16 protein-coding genes are annotated in these 16,966 nt (G+C 63.5%); 9 read left to right on the top strand and 7 right to left on the bottom strand.

Annotated elements, in window-relative coordinates; all coding sequences use genetic code 11:
• Window positions 1–953: 953 nt before the first annotated feature.
• Together ACIPUD_RS34220 and ACIPUD_RS34215 are read right to left on the bottom strand one after the other, a co-directional pair.
• The gene (locus tag ACIPUD_RS34220; RefSeq protein WP_204512182.1) at window positions 954–1,853 is read right to left on the bottom strand and encodes an SMP-30/gluconolactonase/LRE family protein; all 900 of its coding nucleotides are present in this window, start codon (window positions 1,851–1,853) and stop codon (window positions 954–956) included.
• Between the two features lie 58 nt (window positions 1,854–1,911).
• Window positions 1,912–2,571, bottom strand: coding sequence for a GntR family transcriptional regulator (locus tag ACIPUD_RS34215; protein WP_446482411.1), 660 nt, complete (start codon window positions 2,569–2,571; stop codon window positions 1,912–1,914).
• Window positions 2,572–2,798: 227 nt separating this feature from the next.
• On the opposite strand from ACIPUD_RS34215, the gene ACIPUD_RS34210 reads away from it, so the two are divergent.
• The 7 genes from ACIPUD_RS34210 (at window position 2,799) to ACIPUD_RS34180 (ending at window position 7,992) form a co-directional block, all read left to right on the top strand.
• The gene (locus ACIPUD_RS34210) at window positions 2,799–3,815 is read left to right on the top strand and encodes a TRAP transporter substrate-binding protein (protein WP_446482410.1); all 1,017 of its coding nucleotides are present in this window, start codon (window positions 2,799–2,801) and stop codon (window positions 3,813–3,815) included.
• A gap of 76 nt (window positions 3,816–3,891) precedes the next feature.
• The gene (locus ACIPUD_RS34205) at window positions 3,892–4,401 is read left to right on the top strand and encodes a TRAP transporter small permease (RefSeq protein WP_085383159.1); all 510 of its coding nucleotides are present in this window, start codon (window positions 3,892–3,894) and stop codon (window positions 4,399–4,401) included.
• Window positions 4,402–4,462: 61 nt separating this feature from the next.
• Window positions 4,463–5,743, top strand: a complete 1,281-nt coding sequence (locus ACIPUD_RS34200) for a TRAP transporter large permease subunit (RefSeq protein WP_085383158.1) — start codon at window positions 4,463–4,465, stop codon at window positions 5,741–5,743.
• A gap of 32 nt (window positions 5,744–5,775) precedes the next feature.
• A complete protein-coding gene (locus ACIPUD_RS34195) occupies window positions 5,776–6,270 on the top strand; it encodes a type II 3-dehydroquinate dehydratase (RefSeq protein ID WP_446482409.1) in 495 nt (164 codons plus the stop codon).
• Window positions 6,271–6,284: 14 nt separating this feature from the next.
• The gene (locus ACIPUD_RS34190; RefSeq protein ID WP_446482408.1) at window positions 6,285–6,941 is read left to right on the top strand and encodes a hypothetical protein; all 657 of its coding nucleotides are present in this window, start codon (window positions 6,285–6,287) and stop codon (window positions 6,939–6,941) included.
• Between the two features lie 336 nt (window positions 6,942–7,277).
• The gene (locus tag ACIPUD_RS34185; protein ID WP_018453920.1) at window positions 7,278–7,439 is read left to right on the top strand and encodes a DUF2934 domain-containing protein; all 162 of its coding nucleotides are present in this window, start codon (window positions 7,278–7,280) and stop codon (window positions 7,437–7,439) included.
• A 268-nt stretch (window positions 7,440–7,707) separates the two neighbouring features.
• Window positions 7,708–7,992: a DUF2934 domain-containing protein gene (locus tag ACIPUD_RS34180; RefSeq protein WP_446482407.1), complete on the top strand. Its 285-nt coding sequence runs from the start codon at window positions 7,708–7,710 to the stop codon at window positions 7,990–7,992.
• A gap of 286 nt (window positions 7,993–8,278) precedes the next feature.
• On the opposite strand, the gene ACIPUD_RS34175 is transcribed toward ACIPUD_RS34180, so the two are convergent.
• The gene (locus ACIPUD_RS34175; protein WP_018453922.1) at window positions 8,279–9,010 is read right to left on the bottom strand and encodes a DUF3750 domain-containing protein; all 732 of its coding nucleotides are present in this window, start codon (window positions 9,008–9,010) and stop codon (window positions 8,279–8,281) included.
• Between the two features lie 121 nt (window positions 9,011–9,131).
• Here ACIPUD_RS34175 and ACIPUD_RS34170 point away from each other — a divergent pair, with 121 nt between their 5' ends.
• Window positions 9,132–9,392 (top strand): hypothetical protein, encoded by a 261-nt coding sequence (locus ACIPUD_RS34170; RefSeq protein ID WP_007595982.1) that lies wholly within the window; start codon window positions 9,132–9,134, stop codon window positions 9,390–9,392.
• A 159-nt stretch (window positions 9,393–9,551) separates the two neighbouring features.
• On the opposite strand, the gene ACIPUD_RS34165 is transcribed toward ACIPUD_RS34170, so the two are convergent.
• Window positions 9,552–9,782, bottom strand: coding sequence for a hypothetical protein (locus ACIPUD_RS34165; RefSeq protein ID WP_094183527.1), 231 nt, complete (start codon window positions 9,780–9,782; stop codon window positions 9,552–9,554).
• On the opposite strand from ACIPUD_RS34165, the gene ACIPUD_RS34160 reads away from it, so the two are divergent.
• Window positions 9,781–12,897, top strand: a complete 3,117-nt coding sequence (locus ACIPUD_RS34160; protein WP_446482406.1) for a DEAD/DEAH box helicase — start codon at window positions 9,781–9,783, stop codon at window positions 12,895–12,897. The two genes, ACIPUD_RS34165 and ACIPUD_RS34160, sit on opposite strands and share 2 nt — an antisense overlap.
• Before the next feature lie 3 nt (window positions 12,898–12,900).
• Here ACIPUD_RS34160 and ACIPUD_RS34155 read toward each other — a convergent pair whose 3' ends face one another.
• The 3 genes from ACIPUD_RS34155 to glgX all read right to left on the bottom strand — a co-directional run bounded on the left by ACIPUD_RS34155 (window position 12,901) and on the right by glgX (window position 16,956).
• The gene (locus ACIPUD_RS34155; RefSeq protein WP_018453925.1) at window positions 12,901–14,172 is read right to left on the bottom strand and encodes a DUF892 family protein; all 1,272 of its coding nucleotides are present in this window, start codon (window positions 14,170–14,172) and stop codon (window positions 12,901–12,903) included.
• A gap of 147 nt (window positions 14,173–14,319) precedes the next feature.
• On the bottom strand, window positions 14,320–14,613 hold the full coding sequence (locus tag ACIPUD_RS34150) for a hypothetical protein (protein ID WP_026232628.1): 294 nt from the start codon (window positions 14,611–14,613) through the stop codon (window positions 14,320–14,322).
• Window positions 14,614–14,718: 105 nt separating this feature from the next.
• Window positions 14,719–16,956: a glycogen debranching protein GlgX gene (glgX, locus tag ACIPUD_RS34145; RefSeq protein WP_317245755.1), complete on the bottom strand. Its 2,238-nt coding sequence runs from the start codon at window positions 16,954–16,956 to the stop codon at window positions 14,719–14,721.
• Window positions 16,957–16,966: the final 10 nt, after the last annotated feature.

The raw sequence follows: 16,966 nt of genomic DNA, 5'->3' as shown, positions 1-16,966 counted from the left end.
ATAAGGGGACTTGGACTCAAGACGAACGGCGCGACACAGTTCCGACACCGCCCGCAGGTGTCCACCGCAAATTGATGCCAGATCCCGGTCAAGCGCCCGGAATAGATGGCGGGCAGTCTTAACCCAACGAACAAAATAAGAACGTGTATCGGTGACGCAATCCCTGGCAGTCCGCGGTGATTAGACCTCTGTGGAAAACGGCCAATCCCTTGCTCTAGGGAAGCGGCAACCCAGCCCGTCGGGCAACACACCCTTCTCCCGTCAATCCCTCTCCGCAAAAATATTCCACTTTACCGAAATTCGGAAACGGCGTATGTGTCGCTCATCCCGGCTCATCCTTGAGGGGCGATCTCGTTGTCGTCTTGATTGCGAGCCGGGCTTGCGATGGACGCGGCAGCGTCGGTACGAGATGGTGCGGGCAGGGCGGGTAGACCCTGTGAGCCCGCAACCGCGTGCGGACGAGCGGCGCTGCTAGGCTTCGTCTCGCCTGTAAGTTTTCGGCTTCGTCGACAGGGCTGGAAAAACTGCGGCGAAATGGCGGGCCGTGCGTACGGCAAAACCGTGTGGTCCTGGCCGTCGTTGCTACGGTCAAGCTTTCGCGGAGGTGTGTGCGAGCCCAACCGGGCAGACAGCATCATCCAAATTCGCGAGGCGAGGGAGGCCAAAGAGAACTCGGCTCCCGGGAGAGCACGGCATAAGCCGTCCAACCGTCGCGCAGGGAAGGCCGAGTGATTGGCTACACCTGTATGCTGCTGTGCGGTTTTCCTGCGTGTGCTTTTCGCGCAGCGGACCGCGGGTGCCAGCCGGCACCCGGCCTTCCCTGCGCCCTCTTGGATATGAGGGCGGAGTGACGAAGCAAAGCTCGGGCGAAACGCGCCGCGAGAACGAGAAATCATGTCCGCTGTTTGAATGCCTGGTCGCGTCATGTGCCGCGACGTCTCGGTGGCAGGCGCTCAGGATGAATTGCCGAAGCGATGCTCTGGAAGTCCCTGTGCAATGCCATCAATGGCCAGAACATGACCCGCCTGGGGTTCGCGGCCCAGTTGCTCGCGATCAAGAAACTTTCTCGCCGTCGTCACGAACAGGGTCTTCAGATCGGCTCCGCCGAAGCATACGCAGGTCGGATTGGTCGCCGGCACCGGAATGACGGTATCGATCCGGCCGTCCGGCCGATAGCGCACCACCCGGCCGCCGGAGAAGAATGCGGTCCACAGTCCGCCCGCAGCGTCGATGCACGCGCCGTCGGGCCTCTCGCCGGAGGCGCTGTAATCCGCGAACAGCCGTCTGTTGCTAATCGCGCCGTCATCGAGATCGAAGTCGAACTGCCAGGTGCGGTAACGCCTCGTGTCCGTGAAGTAGAGCGTGCGATTGTCGGGCGAGAACGCGATGCCGTTCGTCACGATGACATCGCCGAACATGCGCGTTGTCCGGCCGTCCGCGTCCACCCGATACAGCGCTCCGTTCGGCCGATGCAGCTGGTTGTCCATGGTGCCGATCCACAGCCGGCCCCGCGCGTCGACGCGCCCGTCGTTCAGGCGATTGTCGAGGCCGCTTTCGACCTCGCAGAGCTGACCTGGAGGATCGTCATCGAACGCGCGGCGATAAAGCCTCAGATCCTGCGCGAGCAGGTGGGAGCCATCCGCCGTCAAGGCCTGACTGCCGAGGAAGTTGCATGCGTACGGAATAACCTGATGCGCGCCTGTCGCCGGATCGAAGGATTGATGCAGCCGCCGGTCGATGTCGACCCACCACAGCTTGCGGGAGCTGTCGCACCACAATGGCGTTTCGCCGAGGATATCGCCTGTGGCGACCGCGGTCTCGACCCGATGCGCGGGAATCATGTCAGGAGTCATCCCGAAATCCGATTGCAGCGACGAGCGCTCTCTCCGAACGACGTCAGGCCGCGGACGATCAATCCTCGTTCCAGGAGGCGAGGGCGTGCGCGACGCACCCGTTGATGTGGTCGGTAAGCACGGTTTTGGCGCCTTTGATGTCGCGCTTGAGGGCGCATTCGAGCAGCGCCTTGTGCTGGTTGATCGTCTCCGCGCCGCGGTAGCGCAGCGCATAGCGGAAATATTTGTCGAACACGATCGCGTGGGTCTGCATCAGCTCGCGCGAGCCGCAATTCGAGATGAGAGCCTGGTGGAATTCGCCGTCGTAGCGTTTGCGCAGCTCGGGATCGTCCCCCTCCTTGAGGACGGTGCGTTCGGTGGCCGCCAGCTTGTGATGCGCGGACACCACGCGGCCCTCCCACTCGACGTCGCCGGCACGAAACGACTCGGCCATTGCATGCTGCTCCAGCAGGATGCGCAGGCCGGCGAGTTCACGCAGGTTCTGGATGGATATCGGCGCCACCTCGAAGCCGCGCTGGCCCTCCGCGACCACGAATCCCTCGGAGGTCAGACGATTGAGGATCTCGCGCAGCGTGGAGATGCTGACGCCGTAGTCCTCCTTCATGGCGTCGAGCTTGAGACGTCCGGACGGCGTCAGCACGCCGAAAATGATGTCAGATCGAATCCGCTGATAACCGCTGTCGCCCGCCGACAAGGGGCGCCCCTCGAGTGACGTCATGCTCTCCGATCCCGCAATATGCGCGCAACGCCCCGTGGTGGGCGGCCGAACCATCAATGTTACCAGCAATATAGCAAATCCATAACAACAGATGTATTCGAAAATATCAGATGAACAGAGATTTATCATTTGACCGAGAAATGTAGTTATGTTTTTTGATTGACCTGAGGGTGCAGAAAAGAATGGCTCGAGCCGCCGTCGTGCCCCGATCGAGCAGGGAGGTCAAAATGAGCTTGTTGGTACGGGCGCTGTCTGCGACGGCGATCTGCGTGGCGCTGACGGTCGGTGCATCCGCTGAGGACATTCAGGAGCGCACGATCAGGTGGGGACACCTGAACAACACCGATCACCCCGTCAGCGCGGGGGTGCAGAAATTTGCGGAGATCCTGCTGGCGAAGAGCGGGGGCAAGATGAAGATTCGTGAGTTCGCGGCCTCGCAGCTCGGCAACGAGCTGCAGCAGCAATCCGCGCTACGCGGCGGCACGCAGGAAATGCTGTCGGCCTCGACGACGTCGCTCGCAACCGTCGTGCCGGAGTTCGGCCTCATCGACTTTCCATTCATCGTGAAGACCATCGAGCAGGCGGATGCTCTCGGCACCGGCAAATTCGGCACGTCGATGCTCGATACGTTGCCGTCGAAGGGATTGATCGGTCTGGGCTATTGGGGCCTCGGCTTCCGCAACGTCACCAACAGCACGCGGCCGATCACCAAGGTCGAGGATTTCAACGGCCTCAAGCTCCGCGTCATTCCGAACCCGGTCTATATCGAGACCTTCGGATCCTTCAAGGCCAATCCCGTTCCGATGGCCTTCGGCGAACTCTATTCGGCGTTGGAGACGCGCACCGTCGATGGCGAGGAGAACCCCTTCACGGTCATTCTCTCCAACAAGTTCTACGAAGTGCAAAAATACGTTTCCGCCACCAATCACACCTTCACCCTGAACATTATCCTGGTGAGCAAGGCGTTTTGGGACAAGCTCTCGCCGACCGAGCAGCGCCTGATGCGCGAGGCGTATGAGGAAAGCCGAGGCTATCAAAAGGAGCAGACCCGCCTTCAGACCGAAAAGGCCCTCTCTGAATTACAGGCGAAGGGCATGCAGTACAACACCGTCGCGCCGGAAGAGCTCGATCGCATGCGCAAGACGGCGCAGCCGGTGGTCGACAAGATTGCCGCCAATCTCAAGCCGGAGGCGGTCAAGCTGTTCAACGACGAGCTCGACCGCATCCGCAAGGACGTGAAATAGTCGACCTCGTCAGCATGCAAGAGGCAGAGCCGGCCAGTTGGCCGGCTCTGAACCCGACTTTGCCCGGACGACACGCATGGCGCGAATTCTCGATCTCTATTGCACCCTGCTGAAGGGCATCATTGCCGCATGTCTTGCGGTGATGGTGGTGCTGGTGTTCGGCAACGTTGTCCTGCGCTACGGCTTCAACTCCGGTATTGCGATTTCCGAGGAGCTGTCGCGCTGGCTCCTGGTCTGGCTGACTTTCCTCGGTGCGGTCGTGGCAATGCGTGAGCACGCCCATCTCGGCGTCGATAGCCTTGTGCGGATGCTGCCGGCTTACGGCAAACGCATCTGCTTCATCGTCAGCTACGTCCTGATGCTGTTCGCCGACTGGCTTCTGCTCTCGGGAAGTTGGCGGCAGACGATCATCAATATCGACGACCGCGCGCCGGCGACCGGCCTCTCGCTCGGCATTTTCTATGGCGTCGGCGTGATCTTCGGCGTTTCGGCCGGAGTGATCCTTCTCTACGACCTGTTCCGCGTCGTTTCCGGACAGGCCAGCGAAGCCGACATGGTAGCCGTCAGGGAATCGGAGGAGCACTGATGCTGTCTCCTCGTATCGTGCCGCCCGGCGCTCACATCCTGAAAATCACCGGGATCATGCCATGACGATTGCCGTCTTCACCCTCTCGCTGCTCGGCGCCATGGCGCTGGGCATGCCGATCGCCTTTGCGCTGATCGTCTGCGGCGTGGCCCTGATGAGCACGATCGACATGTTCGACGCGCAGATCGTGGCGCAGAACGTCATCAACGGCGCGGACAGCTTTCCGCTCATGGCCATTCCCTTCTTCATGCTCGCCGGCGAGGTCATGAACAAGGGTGGTTTGGCCAAGCGAATCGTCAACGTTGCGCTCGTCGCGGTCGGCCATTTTCGCGGCGGCCTTGGTTACGTCACGATCCTCGCGTCCTGCATCCTTGCGTCGCTCTCGGGCTCCGCGGCAGCCGATGCCGCGGCACTGGCTGCCCTGCTGGTGCCGATGATGGTGGCGGCGGGCCACAAGAAATCCTATGCGGCGGGTCTGGTCGCGGCCGGCGGCATCATCGCGCCCGTGATTCCGCCCAGCATCGGATTCGTCATTTTCGGTGTCGCCGCGGGCGTGTCGATCTCGAAACTGTTTCTGGCCGGGATCGTCCCCGGGCTGTTGCTCGGGGCGGGGCTCTGCCTGGCCTGGTGGTGGGTGGTCCGCCAGGAGAACCTGACGCCCCCGCCAAGAGCATCGCTCTCGGAAATGGTGAAAGCGGTGGTCGACGGCTTCTGGGCGTTGATGCTGCCGGTCATCATCGTGGTCGGCCTGCGTTTCGGCATCTTCACGCCGACGGAAGCCGCAGTGGTCGTCGCCGTCTATTCGCTGTTCGTTGCGACCTGCATCTATCGGGAATTGAAGCTGTCGCAGCTTTACGAGGTGTTCGTCTCCTCGGCCTTGACGACGAGCATCGTCATGTTTCTCGTGGCAGCCGCGCTGGTGTCGTCCTGGCTCATCACCGTGTCCGAGATTTCGGCACAGATCGTCACCCTGCTCAAGCCTTTCATGGGCAACAACACGCTCCTGATGCTGGCGATCATGGTCGTGGTGGTGATCGTGGGGACGGCTCTCGACATGACGCCGACCATCCTCATCCTCACGCCGATCCTGATGCCGATCGTCAAGGCGGCGGGCATCGATCCCGTCTACTTTGGTGTCCTCTTCATCATCAATAATGCGATCGGCCTCATCACGCCACCGGTCGGTATCGTGCTGAACGTGGTTTGCGGCGTCTCCAGGATCAGCATGGAGGACATCATCAAGGGCGTCTGGCCCTTCTTGATTGCGCAACTGATCGTCCTGTTCGCGATGGTGCTATTCCCGGGGCTGGTGACCATCCCGGCCAAGTGGTTCAGCGGCTAGACGCGTCGGCAACAAAAGAAGGACAAGCGAAAATGGCCGCAAGGATCATGATCCTCAACGGACCCAATCTCAATTTCCTCGGCATCCGCGAGCCCCACATCTACGGCTCGACGACGCTCGGGGAGATCGAGGCGAGCTGCAAGGCGCTGGCCGACCAGCTCGGGGTTTCGATGTCGTTCCATCAATCGAACATGGAGGGCGAACTCGTCAGCCTGATCCAGTCCGCCCATGGCAACGCGGACGCCATCATCATGAACCCCGCGGCCTATTCATTCACCTCGATCGCGCTGATCGATGCGCTGAAGATTTTCGAGGGTGTAAAGATCGAGGTGCATATCTCGAACATCCACGCGCGGGACGAGCTGCACCGCCACTCGATCACGTCGAGCGCCTCCACGGCAGTCATTTGCGGCCTGGGCCCCTATGGTTACCTCGCCGCGATGCTCGCGGCGATCCAACGGCTAGGGCAATTGCCTGCGACCATCGCACCGGCTCTGCACGGGCTCGCGGCCGGCGGCAAGGCGTAGGCATGGAGGGCGGGATGCGCGGCACGGGATTTCTCGCCATCTGGAGCGACGTCGAGGCTCACGACCTGACCGACTACCGGCACTGGCTGACGCGTGAGCACACGACCGAGCGCGTGACGACGAAGGGCTTCCTCGCATCGCGTGTCTTCCGCGCGGCAAGGGACGACATCAACCGCTTCTTCATTCTGTACGAGCTGGGGACGCCGGAGGTCCTCGACGGCGAGGCTTATCTGGCGCGCCTCAACGCACCGACGCCGTGGTCCCGGCGCATCATGCCGAAGCTTGGCAATTTCATGCGGGGCGGCGGCGTCATGATTGCGCGGGGAGGGCAGGGCGAGGGCGCATCGATCATGGCGCTGCGGATCGAGACGTTGCCGAAGGATCCCCAGGGTCTGGCTCAGGCGCTCGTTGCGTGCGACGGGGTTGCCGCGGTGCAGATCGGCGCGACCGAGGAGGCGCGGACATCGGTGCGGACGACCGAGAAGGGCATGCGGAAGAACGAGGGCTTTTTCGCCGGACTTTTGCTGATCGAGGCGCTCGACGTCGCGTCGTTGCAGGGCGCCTTGCGGAAAGCCGCGGAAATTGCCCCCGACGTCATGGCCGGGGCGAGCGAGCCGGAAGTTTATCAAAGCATGTTTGCGCTCGAGGCCCGTATCGCAGATTTCGGCTGATGACAACGTTCTCGCTCGCCGCGGTGACTTGCTCGAGCTTGCGCCGCCTGCTGCCCGACGTCAGATTCGTCTGGATTGCCGGCTGACGTGGCATCCCGATACCTGAGGAACGCTCCGCGTCAGGAGTGCACCGCTCCATCCCGGGGCCTGTAAAAGGCGGCGAGAGCGGGCTTCGTTCGAGCTCGCGTGTTCGCCGCTCCGGGCTAGGAACTCTTGCGCACCATCGAGGCTTGACTCAGCGGGCCAGCGTCGCCGCCGATTTGCTGGCCTGCACGGCCCCGCCTCCAAGCCCCCATACCCCCCAGGGTGGGGCCGTGTCTCTTCGCAGGAGATGCAATGCCGGAGCCGACCGATCACGACATCAGAGAACGCGCGCACCGCTTGTGGGAACAGGCGGGCAAGCCGGAAGGCCGCGAGGACGAGTTCTGGCACGCGGCCGAGCAGGAGTTGCGCAACGAGGACAAGTCGAACCCGATGCGGACGCCGGATACGCTGTGACCAACAAGGGCTGCCCATTCTGCCACGGTCTGGGATGGGTCTGCGTAAACCATCCGCTCCGCGCCTGGAGCGAGGAATTGGGCGGCTGCCGCTGTGGTGAGGGCATGCCCTGCACCTGCAACACGACGGAAGATCCCGAAACAAGTGTGGTGATCGTCGAAGCTGACACGACCTGGCATTGAAGGCGGAACAGAAGCCTTCCAGCAGGAATTGAGGTTGTGAGCAGCACGGGCTGCGACGCAGGCCGGTGGCTACGGCGGGGTTTGCGGTGGATGAGCAGCAAAAGATAGAGCACCAGATCGAACTCGCAACGCGAGCGGCTGCGCTCGTTAAAGACGAAACCACCGTCCAGCGATTCAGGAGTTTCGCCGAGGAGCTGAAGCAAAAGCTCCTTCGCATGATGCGGCGCGGCAAGGTACGAGCGCGCGCGTACGAGCTCTGGGAGCAGGCCGGTCGCCCGGCCGATCGCGATGTGGAGTTCTGGGTCGAAGCGGAAGGGCAGATCGAAGAAGAGCGCGATCAGCGGAGGTCCTCGGATTCAGAGAAACGATAGTAGCTGGCGCTGCCGGTAGCCACATCGGCAGCGAACAAGCTTCGGCCGCGCGTCCTGGACAGAGAAAAAAGCCGCCGAGCTCTTCACCCTGGCGGCTTCAAAAGTTTCGTAGCTGTTGGTCGCCTCTCCAGCCTCATGCGTACCGCCGTTACCTTGTTTGCGGCCATGCAAGATCAATCTACGCGACGGCGCTCGATTCTGCTGTGACCTGAAGCACACATTGGAGGACGATGTGTCGGGAAGCTTGGGAGGGCGCCGACTTTGATGGGTCGGCCCCGTCATTGGCCTATGCGCCGGCCGCGACACCGAGGCGGCCTATGCCTGGAAGCTTCAGCGCGGGGCGGCGGATGTCGAGGCCGAGCACCGCGCCGAGGAAATTGATCTCGACCCCTTCGACCCAGCCGATGGTCATGCCGAGATAGCCCGACAGCGAGGCGTAGAGCCCGGTGCCGGACGCCGTGATGCCGGCCCAGCGTCCGCTGTAGGGAAAGTCCTTGCCGATAGCGGTCGGCGGCAGCACGGCACGCAGCTCGGGAACAGCATCCAGCGCCGCCTGCACGAAGGTGTTGGAATTCGGTCCCGGCCAGGCGCTGTAGTCGCCATAGGCGCGGAACTTGTAATTCTCGATGACGGCACGGATCTTCGGAATCAGCGCTTCGGCCCGCGCGCCATCGACGGCGACCACCGTTTCCGGGAGGGCTCCGAACCAGCGGCCGTCGGGCGGAAAGCCGTTGCTGCGAACAGGGTCGCCCCAGGCCGTGTAGTCGTATCGGCTATAGGTTGTGGCGCCCTTCTCCTTGACGACGATCCAGGTGTGGACGGCAAAAATACTGCGCCAGCGCACGGTGCGCGCGGCGAACACTCGGATCAGCGCATCCGGATTGGCCGATGCGGGCGGCAGCAGGCCGGCGCTGGAGCGATCCGCCGTCTGCCAATTGCCGCGGCCGTCGCCGCGCAAATAATAGCGGCCGGCCGACACGCCGATCGGCAGGAAGATCAGCAGCAGGAACAGAATCAAGGATTTCCTCAAGGGCAAACGGCGATCAGGCGGGACGATGCCACCAATATAGTTCGCAAGGCACGCCGCGCCAGCGCTCTCCTGCTCTTGCATTCGGGTGGTGCGGCCATATGTTGCGTCCATGAGGAAGTTGTCGCTCGTCGAGGACCAGGCCATCCAAGCGCGAATCGCGTACATCGCGGGCGCCGAGATTTTCGATCGCCTCTTCGCCGGCATCCGATTCGACGAAATCGACGGCAATCTGCTGTTTGCCATTGCCAGCGACGAAGACTGCGCGGCCGAGATCGAGGACGAGTTCTCGCACCAGCTCGCTGTGGTCGCCACGCACATCCTCGCGCAGAGCGTGGACGTGGTCGTGGTGCTGCCGAAGGTTCTGCAATAGCCGCCTGTCCGTTAGCCTTCTGCCCGTTCAGGCCGCTTGCCTTTGCCCCCTGTCTCTGCTTTTCAACGCAATTGCAAAATTGTAATGACGTCAGTGGGCGCTCAAGCCCGAGGCGCGTTATCGACGGAGCTCGACGGGAGGGCTCGTCGTCGCTCGCCTCTATTTGCGAAACAAAGTTGGATACACATTGGCGCCCACCAGCAAAGCCCGGGCCACGACCGGCGCGATAAAGACAAAAAGCAAGAGCTCGAAAAGCGTAGGCTCGATAAGCAAGAGCGCGAAGAGCACGAGTTCGAAAAGCAAGAGCTCGAAAAGTACCAGCTCGACAAGCAAGCGCCCGGACAAGAGCGCCTCGCGTTCCGCGGTCGCCTCCTCATCGCCGCTCGGCATGCTGGCGCTGCATCTGCTCGAGCAGTGGGAGAAGTCCGGCCGCGACGGCCTCGTCTTCCTCTGCGACGACGAGAGTAGGGCGGAGCGGCTGGGCGGCGTGATCCACGCCCTCGATCCCTCGGTCGACGTGCTGGTGTTTCCGCGCCTGAACACGCTGCCCTTCGACGGCCTCGAGCCCTCCCGCGAGATCGCAGGCCGGCGCAGCTCGGTGCTGCGGCGTCTCGCCAAGACAAAGAAGCCCGTCTTCCTGGTGTCCACCGCGGAAGCCATCATGGAACGGCTGCCGCTGCCGGCGAGCTGGTCGCGGTCGAGCCTCACGCTGAAGGTGGGCGCGCCCTATTCCGAGACCGAGCTGGAGACGCGGCTGGAAGCTCTCGGCTACGATCTCGACGAAGAGGCGGAGTATCCGGGCGGTGTCCTGTTCCATGGCAAGACGTTCGAAGTGTTTCCCGCCGGCGCACTCGCTCCCTTCCGGATCGAGCATTCCGGCGACACGATCCGCAAGATCGTCGCGGTTGATCCCATCGAGCACGAGGTCGTCTACGAGACCCCGGAATTGATCATAGATCCCATGTCCGAGCGGATCGCTCTGGGAGCTACGCGCGGACAGCGGGTGACACTGCCTGATTATTGCAGCCGCGCGCGATGGATCGCGGATGCCGGGGTATCGGCTCACGCCGAGAGCTGGCAGGGCACGATCGAGGACGCTGCCGGCCGCAGGGATGCGGAACGCGAATATCTGGGGCAGGCGGACTGGAAGCAGCTGAAGAAGCGCATCAGCGTGCTGCCGCGCAAGGCGGCCTTCATCTCGACGCCGGAGTTCTCGAAGCTGGCCTCGCCTCGCAAGGCGCTTCGCGCCTTCGTCGCCGACATGCAGCGCGGCGGATCGCGGCTGCTGTTCGTCGCGGCCGTCGAGGACGACCTTCGCGCGATGGAGCGCATGAGCGGCATCAAGGCGGAGCGCTTGGCCGATTGGAGCGAGGTGACGAAGGCACGGAGCCGCGAAGGCGCGCTGCTGGCCGATTTCGACGCGGGGTTCATTGGCGCCGGCCGCAAGCCGCTCGTCGTCGTGACCGCGTCCGACGTGCTCGGCAGCCGAGCCCATCATCCGCAGCCGATGGCGCGCGCCTGGAATCCGGCTTTCGATCATCCCGACGTGCCGGAAAAGGGCGCCGCTATCGTCCATCTGCAACGCGGGCTCGCCGTGCTCGATGGCTTGCAGACCCTGGATATGGGCAAGGGATCGCGACGCGAGATGATCAGGCTCAAATTCGCGGGCGACAATGCCGTGCTCGTACCGCCTTCCGATCTTGCCGTGATCTGGCCTTATGCCGGCGAGCCCGGGAAGCTGACGCTGGACAAGGCGGACGGCAGCAGCTGGTGGGCGCGGCGCACCGAGGCGGAAGCGGAAATCCAGGTCGCCGCCAAGGCGCTCGCCAAACACATCAGCCAGCGCCTCCGCCGTCGTGCACCGAAACTGGTGCCGCCGGGGCCGGCTTACGAAAAATTCGTCGCGCGGTTCCCCTATTTCACGACAGTGGACCAGGCCCAGGCGATTCAAGACGTCCTCGACGATCTTGCGGCGGGCCATCCCATGGACAGGGTGATCTGCGGTGACGTCGGCTTCGGCAAGACCGAGGTCGCGCTGCGGGCGGCGGCCGCAGTGGCGCTGTCCGGCAAGCAGGTGGCGATCGCGGCGCCGACGACCGTGCTGGCGCGGCAGCATGTCGAAACCTTCCGCAAGCGATTCGGCCCTCTCGGCATCGAGGTGGGAAGCCTGTCGCGGGCCAGTTCAGGCCCGGAGACGCGAGAGACCAAGGAGGGGTTGCGGCGCGGCACGCTGAAAGTCGTGGTCGGCACGCAGGCGCTTGCGGCAAAGGACGTGAAGTTCGCCGAACTCGGCCTCGTCATCATCGACGAAGAGCAGCATTTCGGGGCGGCCGAGAAGGCGAAGCTTTCAGGCCTCGCCAAGGGGGCCCATTCGCTGTGGATGAGCGCCACGCCGATCCCGCGCACGCTCGCGGCGGGTCTTGCCGGCTTCAGGGACCTCAGCGTGATCGCCTCGCCGCCGGTTCATCGCCTTCCCATCGTGACCAGGATCGCGCCGCTGTCCGATGCTGCCATTGCCGCAGCGCTGCTCCGTGAGCGCAGGCGGCACGGTCAGAGCTTCCTGATCTGCCCACGCATCCAGGATCTGGAGCCGATGCTGGCGCGGGTGCAATCGGTGGCGCCGGAGCTGCGCATCGTCTGTCTTCACGGCAGACTGCCCGTGGACGAGATCGACGATCGCATGATGAGTTTCGTCGATGGCGAGGCGGATGTGCTGCTGGCGACCAATATCGTGGAAAGCGGTCTCGATATTCCGCGCGCGAACACCATCGTGGTGTGCTGGCCCGAAAAGTTCGGGCTTGCGCAGCTGCATCAGCTCAGGGGACGGGTGGGACGCGGCGGCACGCGCGCTTTTGCTCATCTGCTGACGGAATCGACCTCGGAGCAGTCCGAGAAGCGCCTGGCGGTACTGGAGGAGTTCAGCAAGCCCGGGGCCGGCTTTGCGATCAGCGAGCGCGACCTCGACCTCAGGGGCGCCGGCGATCTGTTCTCGGAACAGCAGTCCGGGCATGTCCAGGTGTTCGGACCGGTGCTCTACAGTCATCTGCTGAAGCGCGCGTCCGAGCGAGGCAGCGATACCGGGGCCGATCTGTGGGTGCCCGATCTCAATATGCCGCTCGCCGACATGCTGCCTGAAGGCTACGTGCAATCCGAGGCGGTCCGGCTCGAGATCTATGGGCGCGCTGCCAGGTGCCGGAGCGACGACGATCTGGAAGATCTGGAAGAGGAGATCTCGCGTCGTTTCGGCAGGCTGCCGCCGGAGGCCCGCGACTTCTTCGCCTCCGCCAGGCTGCGGATCGATTGCAAGCGGCGCGGTATCGTCAGGCTCGATGTCGGGCCCGAGGCCGTCGCCGCGACGTTCCTGCCGGGGCGACTACGGAAATCGAGGGCGAAGTCGCAGACGGGGGCGCTGCAGCGCGACGGCGACCGCGTTGTTCACGCCGGCCGCCGCGACCAGGATCCGTTCAGCCGGGTCGAGGAGTTTCTCGACCTGCTGGACGGCTAGGGATCATTCGGTCTGCTCGACTGCCGCCGGCATTTTCGCCACCGACATCAGAGAGCGAGCCACCTGGTTGAGAAGCTGATCGGCGTTCTCCTCCTCGGCGAGCGATTTCGACAGCAGGGCGACAATGGCACTGTGGCGAAGCTGCTGGGCGAGGTTGCGCGCCGTGGTGTAGCCCGCGATCTCGTAATGCTCGACGCGCTGCGCTGCGCCGATCAGGGCGAGGTCGGCCGCCGCGTCCTCCTTGTCCTCGCCCTCGGCCATGATCTCCTGGCCTTCCTCGACGAGGCCCATCATGCCCTTGCAGGGCTTGGCGCGGGCGGATTTGCCGAGCATTTCGAAGCATTCGTTGATGCGCTCGACCTGCGCTTCGGTCTCGGCGAGGTGCTGCTCGAACAGCTCGCGCAACTGATCGAAGCGGGCGGCCTCCGCCATCTTGGGAAGCGCCTTGGTCAATTGCTTCTCGGCATGCAGGATATCGCGCAGCTCGTTGATGAGCAGATCGCCGAGACCCGCTTCGTCCGCGGGCGGCGAGCTCTCGGTGACGATGGCCGAGGCCGGACCCGGTTCGCCCGCCTGGATCGCCGGCGACTCCGTGAACACCCAGTCGCCGCCCTCGTTCCACGGGCCGCGCGTGTCGATCTCGCCATGGTCGCCGGCGCCGGTGGAATCGTTGAAGAACTGGTCCACGAGGCCGGGCGTCGGCGCGATGCGGCCGATGCTGAACGCTGGCTTGCCCATGCTCTCGAGCGCGAGCGCGAACGCCTTCATGTGCGTGATCTCGCGGGTCATCAGGAACTGCAGCGCGTCCTTGCTGCCGGCGTCGTCGCAGAAATTGATCAGCCGCTCGTAGACGATCTTGGCCCGCGCCTCCGCGGCGATGTTGCTGCGCAGATCGACGTCAAGCTCGCCGGTGATCTTCAGATAGTCGGCGGTCCAGGCATTGCCCTGGGAGTTGAAGAGATTGACGCCGCCGCCGCCGGCGATGGCGATGAGGGGATCGGCTTCGGCCGCCTGGCGGTCGAACTTCGACGGCTTGAGATGCATCCGCGCCAGCGTGCCGACCACTTCCAGATGGCTGAGCTCTTCGGTGCCGATGTCCATCAGCAGGTCCTTGCGATCGGGATCCTCGCAGTTCAACCCCTGGATCGAGTACTGCATCGCGGCGGCGAGCTCGCCATTCGCGCCGCCGAACTGCTCCAGCAGCATGTTGCCGAAGCGGGGATCCGGCTCGTCGACGCGAACGGTGAACATCAGCTTCTTGACGTGGTGATACATGGTGGGGACTCTCGTATTGGGAGGACAGGAAAGAGGATGTCTTCCGAACGGGCGGCTTTAGCGTTCGTTCCTCGCGAAACGACCTGCGCCGATGATATCGGGCGCAGGTCGTTCGAAGTCGATCGGCAGGATTGTGGGCGTATTCGTTTAGCGTTGGTCCGGACGCTTGGCGGGCGGCCCATTCTTGTTGCCTGGCGCGCCCTGAATATTCGACGGGTCCTGCGACTGCACGGCGGTGTTGCCAGTGGAGCTCGTCGAACTCGATCCAACGGTCTCACCAGGCTTTGCGGCCGGCCCGTTCTTGTTGCCGGGCTGCCCGGCAATGCCGGCACCCGAATTCTGCGCGCTCGGCGCGGACGAAACGTCAGGCTTGCTGGCCTGCGCCCAGGCTGCTCCAGGCAGCGCGAGAGCGGCGAGGATAACGGCACCTGTGAACTTCATCTCGGTGTTCTCCGACTGATGCCCCATCTACTCGAACGCCGATAACCTGCGTGCGTTCCCTGTCGTCATCAACTCGAAAGCGTCGGCTCACCGTGTCACGACCAATTACCCCGGCAGCGGCGCCTCCACGACGTCCAGCAGCGCGCCGAGGCCCTGGCGCAGGCGGCGCGTGGCGATGGTTTCGGTGGCGAGACCGAACACCACGAGGGATCGCCCCGTCATCGCATAAACGTGCCCGAACTCGAATGCGGGCATTTGCCCCTCCGGTTGATTGGTGTCGATCAACCCGATCCAGCTGCGTCCCTCGGCGACTGCGGGCAAGGTGAAATTCACGACGTCGTAATGGGCGTTGTAGATCAGCAGCATGGTTGCGTCCGAGCCGCGGCGCTTGATCCCGGTCTCCTGGGCGCGGCCGTCGAGCAGCAGGCCGAAACATTTGGCGTTACCGTCCTGCCACTGGTCCGTCGTCATTTCCTCCCCGGACGGCGCGAGCCACGTCACGTCCTTCACGTCCAGCTCTTCATTGTGGGAGCCGACCAGGAAGCGGCTGCGGTAAAGAATCGGAAATGCCTTGCGCGTGGCGATCAGCTTGCGCGTGAATTCGCGCAGGCTGCGGCCATTTGCGGTGATGCGGAGCCAGTCGAGCCATGTGATCTCGTTGTCCTGGGCGTACGCGTTGTTGTTGCCGTGTTGGGTGTGTCCGAATTCGTCGCCGGCAAGCAGCATAGGCGTGCCGTGCGACAACAGCATGGTCGCCAGCAGATTGCGCTTTTGGCGTTCGCGCAGCGCCGTGATGTCCGGATCGTCCGTCGGTCCCTCGGCGCCGCAATTCCAGGAATGATTGTTGCTGTGGCCGTCGCGATTATCCTCACCATTGGCTTCGTTGTGCTTGTCGTTGTACGAGACGAGGTCATTGAGATTGAAGCCGTCATGGGCTGTGACGAAGTTGACGCTGGCCCATGGCCGGCGGCCGCGCTTGTTGAAGAGATCGCCGGATCCGGACACGCGCTTGGCGAAGTCGGCGATCGATCCCTCGTCGCCCTTCCAAAAGGCGCGCACGGTGTCCCTGAACTTGTCGTTCCACTCCGCCCATCCCGGCGGAAACTGACCGACCTGATAGCCGCCCGGACCGATGTCCCAGGGCTCGGCGATCAGCTTGACGCTGGAAAGCACGGGGTCCTGCCGGCAGGCATCGAGGAAGCCGCCGCCTTCATCGAACCCGTAAGGTTCGCGCGCCAGGATGGTGGCGAGATCGAAGCGGAAACCGTCGACCCGCATCTCGGTCGCCCAGTAGCGCAGGGAATCCGCGACCAGTTGCAGCACGCGTGGATGCGACAGGTTCACCGTGTTCCCGGTACCGGTGTCGTTGATGTAGTAGCGCTGCTGGTCCGGCAGCAGGCGGTAATAGCTGGCGTTGTCGATGCCCTTGAACGAGAGGGTTGGGCCGAGCTCGTTTCCTTCAGCGGTGTGATTGTAGACGACGTCGAGGATGACCTCGACGCCATGGGCGTGGAACTGGTTGACCATGGCCTTGAATTCGTTCGCGAACGGCGTCCTGAGGTAACGCGGCTCCGGCGCGAAGAAGGCAAGGGAGTTGTAGCCCCAGTAATTGCGCAAGCCTTTCTCGACCAGATAGCTGTCGTCAACGAAGGCATGGATCGGCAACAATTCTGCACTGGTAATGCCAAGCGAGCGCAGGTAGGCCGGAACTTCCGAGTGCGCGAGACCGGAGAACGTGCCGCGGTCTGCGTCGGGCACCAGCGGATGCAACTGGGTAAACCCCTTGACGTGCATCTCGTAGACGATCGTCCGCTCCCACGGCACTTCCGGCTTGCGCGCGGCGCCCCAGGTGAAGGCCGGGTCGATGACACGGCATTTCTGCATCAAGGGCGCGCTGTCGCGTTCGTCGTAGGAGAGATCCTTGTCGGCATGGTCGAGCTGGTAGCCGAACAGCTCCGGTCCCCAGCGCAACCGGCCGACCAGCTGCTTGGCGTAGGGATCGAGCACGAGCTTGTTGGGATTGAAGCGGTGTCCAGCGTCGGGTTCGTAGGGGCCATGGACGCGGTAGCCGTAGACGGTGCCGGGGCGGGCCGAGGGCAAATAGCCGTGCCAGACTTCGTCGGTATATTCGGGGAGTTCGATCCGCTCCAGTTCGGTTTCGCCGCTGTCGTCGAACAGGCAGAGTTCGACCTTGGTGGCATGGGCTGAAAACAGCGCGAAATTGACGCCGAGCCCGTCCCAGGTGGCGCCGAGCGGAAACGGCTTGCCCTCGCTGATGCGGGAGCGGCGCAGGCTCGAGGCCGCCCGCGTCAGGGTGTCGTCTGAATGTACCGTTTGATCCATCGCTGCCCCC

It is taken from the genome of Bradyrhizobium sp. CAR08 (assembly GCF_052871955.1).
The sequence above is the reverse complement of the archived record's forward strand: the minus strand, read 5'-3'. Positions and strand labels throughout refer to the sequence as shown.

What these genes read in the sequence shown, in the direction of transcription:
- ACIPUD_RS34220 (WP_204512182.1), bottom strand. Translation starts at nt 1,853, where the DNA reads ATGACTCCTGACATGATTCCCGCGCATCGGGTCGAGACCGCGGTCGCC.
- ACIPUD_RS34215 (WP_446482411.1), bottom strand. Translation starts at nt 2,571, where the DNA reads ATGACGTCACTCGAGGGGCGCCCCTTGTCGGCGGGCGACAGCGGTTAT.
- ACIPUD_RS34210 (WP_446482410.1), top strand. Translation starts at nt 2,799, where the DNA reads ATGAGCTTGTTGGTACGGGCGCTGTCTGCGACGGCGATCTGCGTGGCG.
- ACIPUD_RS34205 (WP_085383159.1), top strand. Translation starts at nt 3,892, where the DNA reads ATGGCGCGAATTCTCGATCTCTATTGCACCCTGCTGAAGGGCATCATT.
- ACIPUD_RS34200 (WP_085383158.1), top strand. Translation starts at nt 4,463, where the DNA reads ATGACGATTGCCGTCTTCACCCTCTCGCTGCTCGGCGCCATGGCGCTG.
- ACIPUD_RS34195 (WP_446482409.1), top strand. Translation starts at nt 5,776, where the DNA reads ATGGCCGCAAGGATCATGATCCTCAACGGACCCAATCTCAATTTCCTC.
- ACIPUD_RS34190 (WP_446482408.1), top strand. Translation starts at nt 6,285, where the DNA reads ATGCGCGGCACGGGATTTCTCGCCATCTGGAGCGACGTCGAGGCTCAC.
- ACIPUD_RS34185 (WP_018453920.1), top strand. Translation starts at nt 7,278, where the DNA reads ATGCCGGAGCCGACCGATCACGACATCAGAGAACGCGCGCACCGCTTG.
- ACIPUD_RS34170 (WP_007595982.1), top strand. Translation starts at nt 9,132, where the DNA reads ATGAGGAAGTTGTCGCTCGTCGAGGACCAGGCCATCCAAGCGCGAATC.
- ACIPUD_RS34160 (WP_446482406.1), top strand. Translation starts at nt 9,781, where the DNA reads ATGCTGGCGCTGCATCTGCTCGAGCAGTGGGAGAAGTCCGGCCGCGAC.
- ACIPUD_RS34165 (WP_094183527.1), bottom strand. Translation starts at nt 9,782, where the DNA reads ATGCCGAGCGGCGATGAGGAGGCGACCGCGGAACGCGAGGCGCTCTTG.
- ACIPUD_RS34155 (WP_018453925.1), bottom strand. Translation starts at nt 14,172, where the DNA reads ATGTATCACCACGTCAAGAAGCTGATGTTCACCGTTCGCGTCGACGAG.
- ACIPUD_RS34150 (WP_026232628.1), bottom strand. Translation starts at nt 14,613, where the DNA reads ATGAAGTTCACAGGTGCCGTTATCCTCGCCGCTCTCGCGCTGCCTGGA.
- glgX (WP_317245755.1), bottom strand. Translation starts at nt 16,956, where the DNA reads ATGGATCAAACGGTACATTCAGACGACACCCTGACGCGGGCGGCCTCG.